This is a genomic window from Vibrio navarrensis (assembly GCF_000764325.1).
In the GTDB taxonomy this organism is placed as follows: domain Bacteria; phylum Pseudomonadota; class Gammaproteobacteria; order Enterobacterales; family Vibrionaceae; genus Vibrio; species Vibrio navarrensis.
The window spans coordinates 847,299-863,376 of the sequence record NZ_JMCG01000002.1 but is presented as its reverse complement, the minus strand read 5'-3'; the positions used below and the strand labels follow the sequence as shown (position 1 = coordinate 863,376).

Here is a 16,078-nt window from a genome sequence, read left to right as displayed (position 1 = left end):
GCCTGGCTGTTTACTATACCTGCGATGGGTTGTTAAGGTTTCTTGACGACTTTTTAAGTGTTGCAAGAGATGCGCATGATGTTGTCGCTCCTTTTTATCAGCTTTACCAATATGATCGTGAAGTGTTATTGATGAATTAATTCGCAATCTCCACTAATATTCACAACTTACGTAGCAATTTTAGGTCAGAACGAGAAGTGTCAACGATTAAAATTACCGTAGATCGTATTCAGCCTGGATTACATATGCGTCTGCCATTGAAGTGGAACGAACACCCCTTCCTGTTTAATAGCTTCAAAATTAAAGATCAGGAGCAGGTCGACATGATTCGCCACCTCGGCGTGAAGTATGTTTATCTGAATGTGAGTCAGAGTGATACACAGCCTCTTCCTGCCAATCAAACTGCAATTCATGATGAAAGCCAGTCGGATAAACTCGACGTCGAAACCCAAAAACTGTGGAGTGAAAAGCAAAAGCGTATTGAAAAACTCAGTTCATACCGACGTCGTGTGATTCAATGTGAGAAAGAGTTTGAGCGTTCATTGGCAAGAATGCGCTCCGTGATGACGAAGATACGTAATCGGCCAATGGATGCGGTTGATGAAGCAAAACAGCTTATTGACGATATTGTTGAAAAGCTCATGAGCGATGACAATGTCACGTTGCATTTGATGAATGGTAAAAGCGAATTTGAAGATATCTATTTTCATTCACTTAACGTTTCTGTCATTGCGATGATGATAGGCCGAGCGAAAGGCTTTGATGCAGAGCGTTTGAAAGAGCTCTCTTTTGCCGCTCTTTTTCACGATATTGGCAAGATTAAAGTGCCTTCAGCGATCATTCGTAAGCAGACGCCCCTGACCGAGCCCGAGTTCAACTATCTCAAGTTGCATACTAAATACGGTGTTGATTTAGCGAGTACCATCGGCGATTTCCCTGAAAGTGCCAAATTAGTGATAGCACAACATCATGAAATGAACGATGGCTCGGGATATCCGGAAGGACTGAAAGGTGCCGACATTGATGAACTCACTCAAGTGATTGCCGTTGCCAATGCTTTTGATAACTTGTGCCACCACAATGTTCAGTCTGAGCAAAAGATACCTTATACCGCGCTTTCTTTCTTATATAAGAACTGTAAGCATCTTTATAATGTTGAGAACCTCAGCATTTTGATCAAATTCATGGGCGTATTCCCGCCGGGCACGGTTGTTCAGCTTTCCAATAACATGGTTGGTTTAGTTATTTCGGTGAATGCATCTCATCTTCTTTACCCCAATGTATTGGTCTATGATCCTACCGTGCCTCGAACGCAGGCTCCGATCATCGATCTTGCCGATAAAGATATTAAGATTATTAGTGCTATTCACCCCAGCAAATTGCCTGAAAAAGTGAAAGAGTACCTGAATCCTAGATCGCGGATCTCTTATTTCTTTGATAGTGATGACTAGTTATCCACAAGGTTTTGTGAATATCCTCTGTGCAAGCTGAATATAAATTAAGACAAAATGGACGCTTGAGCGAATAATGTTCGCTTAAGCGTTTTTTTATCAAAAAACGCGATTTTCCACTTGCCAAGAAAAAAGCGTTCCCTATAATGCGCATCCACTGACACGGCAGACGCCACAAGGCTTCAGCGGTATCAGCGAGGTGAAAAACTTCTCCGAAAAGAAATTTGAAAAAGTGTTTGACTCTTCAAATTAACTCGCTAGAATGCACCTCCGCTTTGAGAGAAAAGCTTCTCGAAAAGCAAGCTCTTTAACAATATAAACCTATCAATCTGTGTGGGCACTCGTTGATGATAATCGCAAAAGATTTATCAATGAACTGAGTGACCAAAACGAATCGCAAGATTCGGCACAGTCAATTTATTCAGTATTCATTGAGCCGAAGCGAAAGCTTCAAAAAAACTTTTAATTGAAGAGTTTGATCATGGCTCAGATTGAACGCTGGCGGCAGGCCTAACACATGCAAGTCGAGCGGCAACACAGAGAAACTTGTTTCTCGGGTGGCGAGCGGCGGACGGGTGAGTAATGCCTGGGAAATTGCCCTGATGTGGGGGATAACCATTGGAAACGATGGCTAATACCGCATGATGCCTACGGGCCAAAGAGGGGGACCTTCGGGCCTCTCGCGTCAGGATATGCCCAGGTGGGATTAGCTAGTTGGTGAGGTAAGGGCTCACCAAGGCGACGATCCCTAGCTGGTCTGAGAGGATGATCAGCCACACTGGAACTGAGACACGGTCCAGACTCCTACGGGAGGCAGCAGTGGGGAATATTGCACAATGGGCGCAAGCCTGATGCAGCCATGCCGCGTGTGTGAAGAAGGCCTTCGGGTTGTAAAGCACTTTCAGTTGTGAGGAAGGTGGTGTTGTGAATAGCAGCATCATTTGACGTTAGCAACAGAAGAAGCACCGGCTAACTCCGTGCCAGCAGCCGCGGTAATACGGAGGGTGCGAGCGTTAATCGGAATTACTGGGCGTAAAGCGCATGCAGGTGGTTTGTTAAGTCAGATGTGAAAGCCCCGGGCTCAACCTGGGAATTGCATTTGAAACTGGCAAACTAGAGTACTGTAGAGGGGGGTAGAATTTCAGGTGTAGCGGTGAAATGCGTAGAGATCTGAAGGAATACCGGTGGCGAAGGCGGCCCCCTGGACAGATACTGACACTCAGATGCGAAAGCGTGGGGAGCAAACAGGATTAGATACCCTGGTAGTCCACGCCGTAAACGATGTCTACTTGGAGGTTGTGGCCTTGAGCCGTGGCTTTCGGAGCTAACGCGTTAAGTAGACCGCCTGGGGAGTACGGTCGCAAGATTAAAACTCAAATGAATTGACGGGGGCCCGCACAAGCGGTGGAGCATGTGGTTTAATTCGATGCAACGCGAAGAACCTTACCTACTCTTGACATCCAGAGAATCTGGCGGAGACGCTGGAGTGCCTTCGGGAGCTCTGAGACAGGTGCTGCATGGCTGTCGTCAGCTCGTGTTGTGAAATGTTGGGTTAAGTCCCGCAACGAGCGCAACCCTTATCCTTGTTTGCCAGCACGTAATGGTGGGAACTCCAGGGAGACTGCCGGTGATAAACCGGAGGAAGGTGGGGACGACGTCAAGTCATCATGGCCCTTACGAGTAGGGCTACACACGTGCTACAATGGCGCATACAGAGGGCGGCCAACTTGCGAAAGTGAGCGAATCCCAAAAAGTGCGTCGTAGTCCGGATTGGAGTCTGCAACTCGACTCCATGAAGTCGGAATCGCTAGTAATCGTGGATCAGAATGCCACGGTGAATACGTTCCCGGGCCTTGTACACACCGCCCGTCACACCATGGGAGTGGGCTGCACCAGAAGTGGTTAGTTTAACCCCTTTTCTTTCGAGATTAGGGGAGGACGATCACCACGGTGTGGTTCATGACTGGGGTGAAGTCGTAACAAGGTAGCGCTAGGGGAACCTGGCGCTGGATCACCTCCTTATACGATGATTATTGCGATGAGTGTTCACACAGATTGATGGTTTTGAAGCAAATGCTTCGAGCTATTATTGCTCTTTAACAATTTGGAAAGCTGACAAAGTAATTTATCTTTATTGATAAATTACTTGTAAAGTTCTCAATGTTTGTCTTGATGACAAACACCAACAAAACACATTCAAGTGTTCTTGGGAATGTCACTTATAGTGACAATTCAAAATTGAGTCCGGCAAATCAATGCTATCTCGCTCATTCAAATAATGAGATAGCGAACTTTGGTTGTTTAAACAGAAGACCCTTTGGGGTTGTATGGTTAAGTGACTAAGCGTACACGGTGGATGCCTTGGCAGTCAGAGGCGATGAAGGACGTACTAACTTGCGATAAGCGGTGATGAGGCAGTAAGAGCCACTTGAGTCACCGATTTCCGAATGGGGAAACCCACTTACATAAGTAAGTATCGCTGCATGAATACATAGTGCAGCGAAGCGAACCGGGAGAACTGAAACATCTAAGTACCCCGAGGAAAAGAAATCAACCGAGATTCCGAAAGTAGCGGCGAGCGAAATTGGATTAGCCCTTAAGCTTTATATGCGTTAGACGAATGGTCTGGAAAGGCCAACGATACCGGGTGATAGTCCCGTAGTCATAGGCGCATGTTCAGTGAAATCGAGTAGGGCGGGACACGTGTTATCCTGTCTGAATATGGGGGGACCATCCTCCAAGGCTAAATACTCCTGACTGACCGATAGTGAACCAGTACCGTGAGGGAAAGGCGAAAAGAACCCCTGTGAGGGGAGTGAAATAGAACCTGAAACCGTGTACGTACAAGCAGTAGGAGCAGGCTTTGTCCTGTGACTGCGTACCTTTTGTATAATGGGTCAGCGACTTAATGTTAGTAGCAAGGTTAACCGCATAGGGGAGCCGTAGGGAAACCGAGTCTTAACTGGGCGTATAGTTGCTAGCATTAGACCCGAAACCGAGTGATCTAGCCATGGGCAGGTTGAAGGTTGAGTAACATCAACTGGAGGACCGAACCGACTAATGTTGAAAAATTAGCGGATGACTTGTGGCTAGGGGTGAAAGGCCAATCAAACTCGGAGATAGCTGGTTCTCCCCGAAAGCTATTTAGGTAGCGCCTCGGACGAATACTACTGGGGGTAGAGCACTGTTAAGGCTAGGGGGTCATCCCGACTTACCAACCCTTTGCAAACTCCGAATACCAGTAAGTACTATCCGGGAGACACACGGCGGGTGCTAACGTCCGTCGTGGAGAGGGAAACAACCCAGACCGCCAGCTAAGGTCCCAAATTACAGCTAAGTGGGAAACGATGTGGGAAGGCTTAGACAGCTAGGATGTTGGCTTAGAAGCAGCCATCATTTAAAGAAAGCGTAATAGCTCACTAGTCGAGTCGGCCTGCGCGGAAGATGTAACGGGGCTAAGTTGTAAACCGAAGCTGCGGCAATGTTCTTGGAACATTGGGTAGGGGAGCGTTCTGTAAGCCGTTGAAGGTGTGTTGTAAAGCATGCTGGAGGTATCAGAAGTGCGAATGCTGACATGAGTAACGACAAGGGGGGTGAAAAACCTCCCCGCCGGAAGACCAAGGGTTCCTGTCCAACGTTAATCGGGGCAGGGTGAGTCGACCCCTAAGGCGAGGCCGAAAGGCGTAGTCGATGGGAAACGGGTTAATATTCCCGTACTCGATCAAATTGCGATGGGGGGACGGAGAAGGCTAGGTGGGCCTGGCGACGGTTGTCCAGGTTCAAGTGCGTAGGCTGAGTGTTTAGGTAAATCCGGACACTCGATAGGCTGAGACACGACGTCGAGCTACTACGGTAGTGAAGTCATTGATGCCATGCTTCCAGGAAAAGCCTCTAAGCTTCAGATTTGATGGAATCGTACCCCAAACCGACACAGGTGGTCGGGTAGAGAATACCAAGGCGCTTGAGAGAACTCGGGTGAAGGAACTAGGCAAAATGGTACCGTAACTTCGGGAGAAGGTACGCTCTTGATGGTGAAGTCCCTCGCGGATGGAGCTGACGAGAGTCGCAGATACCAGGTGGCTGCAACTGTTTATTAAAAACACAGCACTGTGCAAAATCGCAAGATGACGTATACGGTGTGACGCCTGCCCGGTGCCGGAAGGTTAATTGATGGGGTTAGCGTAAGCGAAGCTCTTGATCGAAGCCCCGGTAAACGGCGGCCGTAACTATAACGGTCCTAAGGTAGCGAAATTCCTTGTCGGGTAAGTTCCGACCTGCACGAATGGCGTAATGATGGCCACGCTGTCTCCACCCGAGACTCAGTGAAATTGAAATCGCTGTGAAGATGCAGTGTACCCGCGGCTAGACGGAAAGACCCCGTGAACCTTTACTACAGCTTGGCACTGAACATTGAACCTACATGTGTAGGATAGGTGGGAGGCTTTGAAGACGTGACGCCAGTTGCGTTGGAGCCGTCCTTGAAATACCACCCTTGTATGTTTGATGTTCTAACGTTGGCCCCTCATCGGGGTCGCGGACAGTGCCTGGTGGGTAGTTTGACTGGGGCGGTCTCCTCCCAAAGAGTAACGGAGGAGCACGAAGGTGGGCTAATCACGGTTGGACATCGTGAGGTTAGTGCAATGGCATAAGCCCGCTTAACTGCGAGAATGACGGTTCGAGCAGGTGCGAAAGCAGGTCATAGTGATCCGGTGGTTCTGAATGGAAGGGCCATCGCTCAACGGATAAAAGGTACTCCGGGGATAACAGGCTGATACCGCCCAAGAGTTCATATCGACGGCGGTGTTTGGCACCTCGATGTCGGCTCATCACATCCTGGGGCTGAAGTCGGTCCCAAGGGTATGGCTGTTCGCCATTTAAAGTGGTACGCGAGCTGGGTTTAGAACGTCGTGAGACAGTTCGGTCCCTATCTGCCGTGGGCGTTGGAAGATTGAAGGGGGCTGCTCCTAGTACGAGAGGACCGGAGTGGACGAACCTCTGGTGTTCGGGTTGTGTCGCCAGACGCATTGCCCGGTAGCTAAGTTCGGAATCGATAACCGCTGAAAGCATCTAAGCGGGAAGCGAGCCCTGAGATGAGTCTTCCCTGACAGTTTAACTGTCCTAAAGGGTTGTTCGAGACTAGAACGTTGATAGGCAGGGTGTGTAAGCGCTGTGAGGCGTTGAGCTAACCTGTACTAATTGCCCGTGAGGCTTAACCATACAACACCCAAAGGGTTTTGATGGACTCAAAACAAGAACAAAAACTTGATTGTGTTAAAAAGAACGTAAACAGCTTTCCAGATTATTCTCTAGAAATAGAGAGAAAGAATTTGCTTGGCGACCATAGCGTTTTGGACCCACCTGACTCCATCCCGAACTCAGAAGTGAAACGAAACAGCGTCGATGGTAGTGTGGGGCTTCCTCATGTGAGAGTAGAACATCGCCAGGCTTTAAATTACAAAATATGTTACTTATAACGTATTTTAGAGATTTGTGTGCTGATATGGCTCAGTCGGTAGAGCGCATCCTTGGTAAGGATGAGGTCCCCAGTTCGATTCTGGGTATCAGCACCATTTATTAAAAATTTGCTTGGCGACCATAGCACTTTGGACCCACCTGATTCCATCCCGAACTCAGAAGTGAAACGAAGTAGCGCCGATGGTAGTGTGGGGTTTCCCCATGTGAGAGTAGGACATCGCCAGGCTTTAAATATCGTATTAGGCGTTGCCTGATACCAGACTTACAGTCTAACTGATGCGGAGCGGTAGTTCAGTCGGTTAGAATACCGGCCTGTCACGCCGGGGGTCGCGGGTTCGAGTCCCGTCCGCTCCGCCACTTATTTAAAGGGTTCGCCCTTCGGTCGAATGAGTCCCGCTTGAACGCAAGCCCGGCCGTTCTGCCACTTATTAAGAAGCCTCGCTGGAAACAGCGGGGCTTTTATCGTTTTATTACGTTTTACTAAGGACACTCACGAGCCTTCGGCTTGAGTCCCGCTTGGACGCAAGCACGATCCTCCGCCACAATATCTGACCTCAGCGTGAATGCTGAGGCCTTTTTGTATATAGCAATCTGAAATGAACTGGCCACTCCCTCCATTCCCTCTACTTCCTTGTGTCCACCGTTTGTACCCTCGGCGTACTTTCAAGAATCGATTCCATGAGCAACACACCTTCGCGTTTTCGACAATATCGTTATCATTCGTAAAACTTTGGTTCGCTAAATAGCGTTGTCGTAGCCGACTCAATACTTGTTTTGCAGGTCATCCGCTATGAAACCTTTGTTTGCTTTACAGTGCGTGCTAGTCGCATTACCCTGCGCATGGAATAGCTAGGAGAGACAATATGCTGCAACTAAATGATCCGATACTCGATGCGTTACTGGCAGAACTTTCCGTCTCTGATGGCCTGCATGTTATCAATCCGGCAACGCAAGAAACGTTGATCTCACTTGAGCCGAGTTCATTGAAAAGCGTGGATAGGCAGATTGAAGCATGCTGCGAGGCTCAAAAAGCGTGGGCTGCTAGGAGTGCGAAAGAACGTGCCCTGCTGTTGATGCGTTGGTTTGAGTTACTTATCTAGCACCAGATGGCACTGGCCACCTTAATGACGCTTGAGCAAGGAAAGCCTCTTAGCGAAAGCCTTGCTGAAGTTGCCTACGGATCTTCGTTTGTGGAGTGGTTTGCTGAAGAGGCAAAACGCGCGTATGGCGAGGTTATTCCGGCAAACAAGGTGCATCAGCGCATTACGACCATTCGCCAACCTGTCGGGGTTTGTGCGGCAATAACACCATGGAATTTTCCAATTGCGATGATCACGCGAAAAGCGGCTCCTGCTCTAGCGGCAGGATGTGGCATGGTGGTTAAACCTTCAGAGCTGACACCGCTTACCGCCCTTGCTGCTGTGCATCTTGCGCATCTGGCGGGTATCCCTGAACACTTACTTTCAGTCATAGTGAGTGCTCAGTCCAGCGAAGTCGGTGAAATGCTTACGGGGGATAAGCGAATTAAAAAACTCTCATTTACCGGTTCTACTCGAGTTGGAAAAATATTAATGCAGCAGAGTGCATCCACTGTAAAAGCGGTGTCGATGGAACTTGGCGGCAATGCTCCTTTTATTGTGTTTGATGATGCGGATCTCGACCAAGCCGTTGAGGGCTTGATGGCATCGAAGTTTCGTAATGCTGGGCAAACTTGTGTGTGCACTAATCGTTTGTACCTGCATCGCAATATTAAGGATGCTTTTCTTGCCAAGCTCATACCACGAGTAGAGCAGCTTAAAGCCGGGAATGGATTGGACGAGGGTAACTCATTGGGGCCGCTGATCTCGATTGCGGCGAAACATAGGCTGGAAGCACTTGTTGAAGAGGCTTTGGCAGAAGGGGCACAACTGCTGATGACTCCTCAATCTTTACCCGGTCATTTTATGCCTCCAATCTTACTTGATCGTGTAACGCATCAAATGGACATTATTCATCAAGAGCTTTTTGGCCCGGTGTTGCCGATTGTTGAGTTTACGGATGACGATGAAGTGATCGCAATGGCCAATGATACGGAATATGGGCTGGCTAGCTATTTCTATACCGAAAGCCTCAAGCGTGCTGTACGAGTCAGCGAGGCGCTAGAATACGGTATGGTTGGCATAAATGAAGGGCTCATCTCGACTGAAGTAGCGCCCTTTGGCGGTATCAAGGAATCTGGTCTTGGTAGAGAGGGGGCGAGACAAGGTTTGGATGAGTTCCTGGAAACTAAATACATTTGCTTAGGGGGCTTGTAGAGCTCGGCTCTACTCAAGCGAGATGTTTCACAGGCTGGCGCTGGAAACATGCCAGCTTTTTATCGCAGGAAATAGGCTATTTGGAACAAGTGGCATAGGAGTAAAACGCAAAAAAAAGCTGCATCAGTGATGCAGCTTTCTGAATTTGGCTCCTCCTGCTGGGCTCGAACCAGCGACCTGCGGATTAACAGTCCGTCGCTCTACCGACTGAGCTAAGGAGGAACTATTTTAATTTGATGGTGCCGACTACCGGAATCGAACTGGTGACCTACTGATTACAAGTCAGTTGCTCTACCTACTGAGCTAAGTCGGCTTTGTTAACAAGATAACTCTTGCTAACGAAAAGTGGCTCCTCCTGCTGGGCTCGAACCAGCGACCTGCGGATTAACAGTCCGTCGCTCTACCGACTGAGCTAAGGAGGAACTATTCTTTATTGTGTTTTAGCACAACTTTAATAAGTGGTGCCTCGAGGCGGAATAACGGGCCCGCCTAGGGCACTGGCCGATGTTTTTCAAAAAGTTATTTTAACTTCATCAAAACACAGCTATCAAAAGTGGTGCCTCGAGGCGGAATCGAACCACCGACACGAGGATTTTCAATCCTCTGCTCTACCGACTGAGCTATCGAGGCAAAAGAATGGTGCCGACTACCGGAATCGAACTGGTGACCTACTGATTACAAGTCAGTTGCTCTACCTACTGAGCTAAGTCGGCACGCGATATTCTTTTTCTGTCGTTCGTAATAAGCACCAACGACTTTAATTCGTGGTGCCCGGAGGCGGAATCGAACCACCGACACGAGGATTTTCAATCCTCTGCTCTACCGACTGAGCTATCCGGGCGACGAGGTGTATTAAACGGTTTTTCGTTAGGGAGGTCAATACAAAAATGCAAAAAAAATATCGTTTGCTGTTTTTGTGTGCGTAACGGGGCGTTTTTATCCATTTGATGACAAGAGTGTACAGTCTGTAAACATTATCGCGCCTGTTTTTTACGAGATTAATTGGGTGTTTTATGGCTTAGAATACGAAAAAGCACGCGATAAAGCGTGCTTTTTGTTGAAAACGAGTTCGCTTAGTTTTTAACGGAGAACTTGTTGACCCAACTTTCCAGATCATTCGCTAATGACGCTAGACTGCGGGTGCTGTTATGGCTCTCTGTCACCACGGCCGTTAGTTGGTTGCCGCTGTCTTCAATCATATTGATTCTTTTTGCAATGTCATCGCTTACTTGGGTCTGTTCGGCCGCCGCAGTAGCGATTTGCTGGCTCATTGAGCTGATGGATTCCAGTGCAATGACGATTTGTTGCAGGGCATCGGAAGCATTTTTTGATTCAACGACTGTGCTCTGGCTAGTCTCGGCACACACTTCCATGGTTTGGATTGCGTTGCGCGATCCTTGTTGCAAGTTATTAATCATCTGTTGAATTTCTTTGGTGCTTGCTTGGGTTCGACCCGCAAGGTTACGAACCTCGTCAGCAACCACAGCAAAGCCACGCCCCTGCTCGCCTGCACGGGCCGCTTCAATCGCCGCATTCAACGCCAATAGATTGGTCTGTTCGGCAATATCGCCGATGACATCCAGTACTTTGACAATGTTATTGACATCTTGATCAAGGTCGGCCACCGCTTGGCTTGCTGTCCCCAATTGATTAGCAAGGCCTTGAATGTTCGCTACGGTGTTGTTGATGAGTTTTTGTGTGTGCTGACTTTGTTTGTCCGCTTCATCGGTATTACGCGCTGTATCGCTGGCCGAATCTGCCACATGGTTAGCGGATGAGGCCATTTCTGTCATAGCAGTGGCAATCATGGCAGTGGACTGCTGTTGAGAAGCAGACAGATGAGCAATGGAATCCGAGCGGGATTCTACCGATGCCAGTTCGCCACGTAGCGCATGCATTGAACTGCCTAAGTTAGTGATCATCTGCGCCAATGAACGGCTCATCTCTTGTACCGCTTGGTAGATGCTTCCCTGCGGAGCTTGAGTATCAAAACTGGTTTGAATATGGCCTTGGGCTACGGCTTGCACCGCTTTGCGCACATCATTGGGTTCTCCGCCCAACAAGTTGAGCATTTTTCTGATGGAGATGATAAGTCCGGTCAAGATGGCGCCCGCAATCACTAAGCACAAGAAAAGTTGCCACTGTGCAGTCGACCAGAAACGCGCGTTCACTTCGTTGAAACCGATGCCCGTGCCAACCACCCATTTCCAATGCGGTGTTCTTTCTGCTATTGACAGTTTCTCTTCAATTGAGCCATCGGCTTGTTTCTGTGTCCATGTGTACTCGACCAATTGCCCAGTTCGGCGACCTAAAATATCGAGAATCAACTGACCAACGCTGTTGCCTTTGCCATCTTTAAAGTCATGAAAACTTGTGCCGTGAAGCTGCGGATCAAGTGGTGTGGCGATGAATATCATCTTGTCGTCGGCGACATAAACATACTCATTGTCTTTATAAATATTGTTACGCAATAGGCGAGTTGCGAGTGCTTTGGCTTCTGCCTCGGGGATTTTGCCTTCCACCGACATTTTTTCGATCTCGGTTAATATGCTGTAGGCGCTGCGAAACAACTCGGTGACTCGGGCTTTATTGTCTAAGTTACTGACCACGCGTAGCGTCCAGAGACCTGTTGCGGTTAAAGCAAGCAGGGCTACTAAGATAATTCCCGATAACAAATAAGCTTGTGTTTTTAGTTTCATATAATGGCTCACATGATGATGGCGTCGACAAGTCAGGGCGATTGCTAGATCTATTTCACGTATATTTCATCTTAGTGTAGTCAATTTGAAACGAATAGTAGCCCGTATAGAAAGCATGATATGGATTAAATTTTTGCTGTGAAATAAGTGCTTTTTTATGTGGTACAACACTCGTTTGAATAATGCAGAGCGGGGGATATGAGAAAATAGCGATACGCAGAAAAGAAAAAAGCCAAGTCAGTGACTTGGCTTTGAAAGTGGCTCCTCCTGCTGGGCTCGAACCAGCGACCTGCGGATTAACAGTCCGTCGCTCTACCGACTGAGCTAAGGAGGAACTATTCGCTATCTCTTGCAAGGCAAGAGTTATTGTAAATGGTGCCGACTACCGGAATCGAACTGGTGACCTACTGATTACAAGTCAGTTGCTCTACCTACTGAGCTAAGTCGGCACACTATATTTTTATCGCTCGTACATTTAGCACCAACGATTTTAATTCGTGGTGCCCGGAGGCGGAATCGAACCACCGACACGAGGATTTTCAATCCTCTGCTCTACCGACTGAGCTATCCGGGCAACGGAGCGCTATTAAACGGATTTTCTCTTCAAGCGTCAACCCCTTTTTTCAATAAATCGCTGAAAAAAATCTGAGTGATGAAACTTTACCCTTTGTCTCTATAAAGATTAGCCCTGATTAAATTCTTTCTTAAACTGAGTCACTTTCTCTAAGTAGCGTCGGGCTTCAGCATTGGGATGTTTTTTTGTTAAGGCCCAATACACTTGGTTGGGCTGTAGTGCATTGAGATCGCGCATGGCGCGTTTGCGATCGCTACGGTTAAAGGTGTTGAGCACACCGCCCGTACCGCCGTTGTAGGCCGAAATCATCGAGTACTCGAGCGATGTCGGGTGGGTGACGTCTTTGAGGTAGCGATTTTTCAGCAGATAAAAGTAAGCAGTGCCTGTGTCGATGTTGTTTTCAGGGTTAAACAGATATTCCGGCGAAGGTTCACCAGAACGGTTTTTGACTAAATTGAACACATCGCGACCGGCGGTTTTGGGTACCACCTGCATCAGACCATAGGCATTAGCCCAACTCACCGCATACGGGTTGAAGCTACTTTCGGTCTTAATGATGGCGTAAATCAGATCTTCATCAATGCCGTACTTCTGCGATGCTTTCCTCACGATATCGGCGTACTGGTAGCTGCGTTTCATGATGTGGTCGGCCACCATGGGAATTTCTACGTAGTAGGCTTTTTTGAAGTCTACGGTGCGGGTTTTAAGCTGGGTAGCAATCAAGTAATCGGCAAAGCGGTTGGCACGCCAAGACCATTGAATGGCTTTTTTGTCTTGATCAACCACTTGGTTGTAGAGAAACGGGCGTCCTTCTAAGTGGATCTCCTTGGAGGAAAAGAGATCGACGTTCGCGGGATCATCGGGAGTGAGCAAGGTGGTAATAATGGCTTTTTTGAGGTGGTTTTCCGGCTCAGTGGGTGAGACGGTTTCAATTAAAATATTGCCGGTGGTGAAGTTGACGTCGGCTCGGCTGAGGTAGTTGTCGATGTATTTGACGTAGTTGCTCTTACCCGCCATTTTGATCTCTCGGCTGCCCCAACGCTTTTTAATGTTACCGGAGAAACTATCGATCAGCGCGTCCAGCGCTGCGGTATCTTTTTCAAACTGACCGGGCAGCTGCGCTAAATTATTGGCAAAGCGGTTGGTCGGTTCATAGTTGACATCGTAGATGTTCTCGATGAATTCCCGACTACAACCTGCCAGCAATAGCGTGATCAGTATGTATCCAAGTTTCTTCATGGCGGTTCCATTAAACAAAAAAATGACATCAGTGCGTCAGCAATGATGTCATTGATTGAAGAGCTTGCAAACCCAGTTTATTGACTTGGTGGAGTATAGCCTTCGATATGCACTTCTTTGCCTTCAAACAGGAAGTTCACCATTTCGGTTTCGAGCAGTTTGCGATGTTCTGGATCCATCATATTGAGCTTTTTCTCGTTGATCAGCATGGTTTGTTTATGCTGCCACTGCCCCCAAGCTTCTTTGGAAATGGTATCGAAAATACGTTTACCCAACTCGCCCGGGTAAAGTTGAAAATCTAGGCCTTCAGCCTCTTTGTTTAGACGAGCACAAAAAACAGTGCGGCTCATAGTGACTCCTTAAATAAAGCTTTAACGAAGTTCATGGGGCAGGCTTTCCAGTAGCTGTTTGACCGGAGCCGCCAGACCTATGGTTTCGGGTTGAGCTAAGTTATACCAAAGACCGTTGCCCGCTTCCATTATCACATTGGGTTGCTTTGATAAATCCAACAGAATCGGCGTGATATCGAGGTGATAGTGGCTAAAGGTATGGCGAAACGCGATCAGGGTTTGCTGGGTACGAATGTGCTCGTCACGGATACCACGTTTGGCCAACAAATCGCTCAGGTCATTCTCTGGTTGTTGCGGGAAACAAAACAGCCCGCCCCAGATTCCGCTTTGCGGTCGCTGCTCTAGCCACACTTGATTGTCGTGATGCAACATTACAAACCAAGTTTGCTTGGTCGGTTTCTCTTTTTTCGGCTTTTTGCCGGGATAATCGAGTGGGTTGCCTTGTTTTTGGGCGAGACACAAATCCGCTACCGGGCACAAGCTGCATTTGGGTTTGCTGCGCGTGCAGATCATCGCGCCCATATCCATCATCGCTTGATTGTATTTATCGACATCTTGCTGCGGTGTATGCGCTTCGGCGAGCTGCCAAAGCTGATTCTCAACCGCTTTTTGCCCAGACCAACCTTCAACGGCAAAGGCGCGAGATAAGGTGCGTTTCACATTGCCATCAAGAATGGCATGTGGCTGCTTATAAACAGAAGAGAGCACCGCTGCTGCGGTAGAACGGCCAATGCCCGGCAGGGCGTTCATCTGTTCAATATCGGTGGGAAACTCGCCTTGATATTGCTGCGCGACGATTTTGGCCGCTTTGTGCAGGTTGCGCGCCCGCGCGTAGTAACCAAGCCCAGTCCACAGATGCAAGACTTCATCTTGCTCGGCGTTAGCCAGATCGGTCACGGTCGGGAAACGTTGCAAAAAGCGTTGATAATAAGGGATCACGGTCGCAACTTGTGTCTGTTGCAGCATGATCTCCGACAGCCAGACGCTGTAGGCAGTTTTGTTCTGTTGCCAAGGGAGATTTTTTCTTCCATAGGCGTCGTACCATTTCAAAATGGCATTAGCAAAAGGGGTCACGACTTGCTCTGTGTTCTATTATTTGTAGGCAAAATTGCATCACAGAATAGGGTGAAAGTACAACCGACAAAGTGTGGGGATACTCGTTTTTACGGATAACACTTGCGCCAAAGAAAATTCTTTGGATAATCCCCGCTTTGATTAATCAATGTGCAGGCAGAATCCATGAGTGAAGTGACCACTAACGAATTCAATGAAGACGGTAAGTTGATCCGTAAGATACGCAGTTTTGTTCGTCGCGAAGGCCGTTTAACCAAAGGTCAAGAGAATGCGATGAAAGAGTGCTGGCCGACAATGGGTATCGACTACCAAGCACAACTTCTTGATTGGAAAGAGGTCTTTGGTAACGACAATCCAGTGGTTCTTGAAATCGGCTTCGGCATGGGCGCTTCGCTGGTCGAAATGGCGAAAAACGCGCCGGAGAAAAACTTCTTTGGTATCGAAGTGCACAGCCCAGGTGTTGGTGCGTGTCTGTCGGATGCACGCGAAGCGGGCCTGACCAATTTGCGCGTAATGTGCCATGATGCGGTGGAAGTGTTTGAACACATGATCCCCAATGACAGCTTGGCGACGCTGCAACTGTTTTTCCCTGATCCGTGGCACAAAAAGCGTCACCATAAGCGCCGCATTGTGCAGCTTGAGTTCGCCGAAATGGTACGCCAGAAATTGATCCCGAATGAAGGGATTTTCCACATGGCGACAGATTGGGAAAACTACGCAGAGCACATGATTGAAGTGATGAATCAAGCGCCCGGTTTTGCCAATATCGCACAGGAAGGTGACTACATTCCGCGTCCAGAAGAGCGTCCTTTGACTAAGTTTGAAGCGCGTGGACATCGTTTAGGTCACGGTGTGTGGGACATCAAGTACAAACGCACCAATTAGTGTTTGACTGGTTTTTGTAAAATCCGCACACTGCATA

At 48.2% G+C, this 16,078-nt stretch carries 6 protein-coding genes, 11 tRNA genes, 4 rRNA genes and 1 pseudogene; 9 read left to right on the top strand and 13 right to left on the bottom strand.

Annotation, left to right across the window (positions count from 1 at the left end; all coding sequences use genetic code 11):
• The first annotated feature begins 197 nt into the window (after window positions 1-197).
• The 8 genes and pseudogenes from EA26_RS18330 (at window position 198) to EA26_RS18295 (ending at window position 9,220) form a co-directional block, all read left to right on the top strand.
• Window positions 198-1,451, top strand: coding sequence for an HD-GYP domain-containing protein (locus EA26_RS18330; protein WP_039430538.1), 1,254 nt, complete (start codon window positions 198-200; stop codon window positions 1,449-1,451).
• Window positions 1,452-1,914: 463 nt separating this feature from the next.
• A 16S ribosomal RNA gene (locus EA26_RS18325) occupies window positions 1,915-3,473 on the top strand.
• Between the two features lie 307 nt (window positions 3,474-3,780).
• A 23S ribosomal RNA gene (locus EA26_RS18320) occupies window positions 3,781-6,668 on the top strand.
• 113 nt (window positions 6,669-6,781) lie between these two features.
• A 5S ribosomal RNA gene (rrf, locus tag EA26_RS18315) occupies window positions 6,782-6,897 on the top strand.
• A 48-nt stretch (window positions 6,898-6,945) separates the two neighbouring features.
• Window positions 6,946-7,021: transfer RNA gene (locus EA26_RS18310), tRNA-Thr, on the top strand.
• 15 nt (window positions 7,022-7,036) lie between these two features.
• Window positions 7,037-7,152 (top strand): 5S ribosomal RNA (gene rrf / locus EA26_RS18305).
• Together the 16S, 23S and 5S rRNA genes with 2 tRNA genes alongside form the textbook arrangement of a ribosomal RNA operon.
• A gap of 54 nt (window positions 7,153-7,206) precedes the next feature.
• Window positions 7,207-7,283: transfer RNA gene (locus tag EA26_RS18300), tRNA-Asp, on the top strand.
• A 506-nt stretch (window positions 7,284-7,789) separates the two neighbouring features.
• Window positions 7,790-9,220 (top strand): annotated as a pseudogene (locus EA26_RS18295) (NAD-dependent succinate-semialdehyde dehydrogenase).
• 146 nt (window positions 9,221-9,366) lie between these two features.
• On the opposite strand, the gene EA26_RS18290 reads toward EA26_RS18295, so the two are convergent.
• The 13 genes from EA26_RS18290 to mutY form a co-directional block, all read right to left on the bottom strand.
• Window positions 9,367-9,442, bottom strand: a tRNA-Asn gene (locus EA26_RS18290).
• Window positions 9,443-9,457: 15 nt separating this feature from the next.
• Window positions 9,458-9,533: transfer RNA gene (locus EA26_RS18285), tRNA-Thr, on the bottom strand.
• A gap of 33 nt (window positions 9,534-9,566) precedes the next feature.
• Window positions 9,567-9,642: transfer RNA gene (locus EA26_RS18280), tRNA-Asn, on the bottom strand.
• A gap of 132 nt (window positions 9,643-9,774) precedes the next feature.
• A tRNA-Phe gene (locus EA26_RS18275) sits at window positions 9,775-9,850 on the bottom strand.
• 7 nt (window positions 9,851-9,857) lie between these two features.
• Window positions 9,858-9,933 (bottom strand) — tRNA-Thr (locus tag EA26_RS18270).
• 52 nt (window positions 9,934-9,985) lie between these two features.
• Window positions 9,986-10,061, bottom strand: a tRNA-Phe gene (locus EA26_RS18265).
• 232 nt (window positions 10,062-10,293) lie between these two features.
• Window positions 10,294-11,919 carry a methyl-accepting chemotaxis protein gene (locus EA26_RS18260; protein ID WP_039430537.1) on the bottom strand — a complete coding sequence of 542 codons (1,626 nt, stop codon included), beginning with the start codon at window positions 11,917-11,919 and terminating at the stop codon, window positions 10,294-10,296.
• Between the two features lie 258 nt (window positions 11,920-12,177).
• Window positions 12,178-12,253 (bottom strand) — tRNA-Asn (locus EA26_RS18255).
• Window positions 12,254-12,292: 39 nt separating this feature from the next.
• Window positions 12,293-12,368 (bottom strand) — tRNA-Thr (locus EA26_RS18250).
• A gap of 49 nt (window positions 12,369-12,417) precedes the next feature.
• Window positions 12,418-12,493 (bottom strand) — tRNA-Phe (locus tag EA26_RS18245).
• A gap of 108 nt (window positions 12,494-12,601) precedes the next feature.
• The gene (gene mltC / locus EA26_RS18240; protein WP_039430536.1) at window positions 12,602-13,732 is read right to left on the bottom strand and encodes a membrane-bound lytic murein transglycosylase MltC; all 1,131 of its coding nucleotides are present in this window, start codon (window positions 13,730-13,732) and stop codon (window positions 12,602-12,604) included.
• A 77-nt stretch (window positions 13,733-13,809) separates the two neighbouring features.
• Window positions 13,810-14,082 carry an oxidative damage protection protein gene (locus EA26_RS18235; RefSeq protein ID WP_039430535.1) on the bottom strand — a complete coding sequence of 91 codons (273 nt, stop codon included), beginning with the start codon at window positions 14,080-14,082 and terminating at the stop codon, window positions 13,810-13,812.
• Window positions 14,083-14,103: 21 nt separating this feature from the next.
• Window positions 14,104-15,156, bottom strand: coding sequence for an A/G-specific adenine glycosylase (gene mutY / locus EA26_RS18230; RefSeq protein WP_039430534.1), 1,053 nt, complete (start codon window positions 15,154-15,156; stop codon window positions 14,104-14,106).
• 165 nt (window positions 15,157-15,321) lie between these two features.
• On the opposite strand from mutY, the gene trmB reads away from it, so the two are divergent.
• Entirely contained in the window at window positions 15,322-16,041 is a 720-nt protein-coding gene (gene trmB / locus EA26_RS18225) for a tRNA (guanosine(46)-N7)-methyltransferase TrmB (protein ID WP_039430533.1), read from the top strand.
• Window positions 16,042-16,078: the final 37 nt, after the last annotated feature.

What these genes read in the sequence shown, in the direction of transcription:
- EA26_RS18260 (WP_039430537.1), bottom strand. Translation starts at nt 11,919, where the DNA reads ATGAAACTAAAAACACAAGCTTATTTGTTATCGGGAATTATCTTAGTA.
- mltC (WP_039430536.1), bottom strand. Translation starts at nt 13,732, where the DNA reads ATGAAGAAACTTGGATACATACTGATCACGCTATTGCTGGCAGGTTGT.
- EA26_RS18235 (WP_039430535.1), bottom strand. Translation starts at nt 14,082, where the DNA reads ATGAGCCGCACTGTTTTTTGTGCTCGTCTAAACAAAGAGGCTGAAGGC.
- trmB (WP_039430533.1), top strand. Translation starts at nt 15,322, where the DNA reads ATGAGTGAAGTGACCACTAACGAATTCAATGAAGACGGTAAGTTGATC.